Genomic DNA, 1,203 nt, shown 5'->3' on the forward strand with positions numbered 1-1,203 from the left:
TGGCAATTATGCAAATAATACATTCTACATAACAGGTGGTTCATACACCTCCTCATCAAGTGTGGTAAAAACTGGCCAGAATGTCTATGCTACCGGAGCATGTGGAGCTATAAAGATACCTAATTTTGATCTGGGTACAGGTGGGTCCATCACAATAGGATACACAACATATTATTCATGTGATTCAGGAAATATCCCAGACAAACAGGGAGCTTCCACATCACAGACATTAAATGCGGTTACTTCCTCGGCAATATACGGTTCAATTATATATCAATCAAACGAATCAACCGATCACATAAATAACAAATTTTTATACATAAAAGATGTGAATAATGGAGATTTCTATAAAGTTCCAATAAAAAATGGATATTATCTATTCTTCGCCAAACCAGACACGGAGTATAATATATATTCCCACACTAATAATAATTTTAAGTTATTGAAAACCATAAACGCATCCGATTTAAGTGCCGGCAATAGTTATCATTATAGAGTATTCAGTGATGAATTATGACCCTAAAATCTCATTATAAAATAATAATTTCGATTATAATTGTGATAATACTACTCTCATCACTGATTATCTACTATTACCCGCACAATAATACAGTATACAACAACAATGGTGAAAGTGTTGATGTAAAATATTTCAGTGTTGGATACACATTTCCATATAGTAAGCATAATTATTCTCTCTCTTCCCACTTTACCAGTGGCAATAGGGAATCATACCTGAATTCCACCATAATAAATCCTGTAGTACTGCCATACAATTGTGGAAGTGTAGAGTTTAATATGAATATCAGTACACATAATGTGAATGATAAATATGTTTATGTTACAATAATAGGAAAGCATGTTGGTTTTAACCCCTTTACTAATCAGTCATACTGTAAGATAACCAGTGGAGAACAAATAGTCAAGCTGAAAAACTCAAACAGAATATATGAATGTCTATCATCCGATTATGTTGACCGTAATACTGTAGGAAACTATTATAATTTTACCCTTACTGTATCAACTGGAAAACTGCATAACACATTCTATATCCACGCCGAGAAGGAGAGTGCAATATACGGATCAATAATCAATAACACTACAGGTAACACAGTCAAAGTAAACACAACACTATATATTGAAAATATGAACAATTCCATAATAAATACAATAAACGTTAGAGACGGTCATTATTATTACTTT

2 protein-coding genes are annotated in these 1,203 nt (G+C 32.5%); both read left to right on the forward strand.

The window, feature by feature from the left end:
* Positions 1-517: hypothetical protein (locus tag AMDU4_RS05860; RefSeq protein WP_290704347.1), on the forward strand; the 517-nt coding region annotated here is incomplete at its 5' end.
* A partial coding sequence (locus AMDU4_RS05865; protein ID WP_290704349.1) for a hypothetical protein occupies positions 514-1,203 on the forward strand: 690 nt, incomplete at its 3' end. The genes AMDU4_RS05860 and AMDU4_RS05865, both read left to right, overlap by 4 nt.

This window comes from Ferroplasma sp. Type II (genome assembly GCF_000496155.1).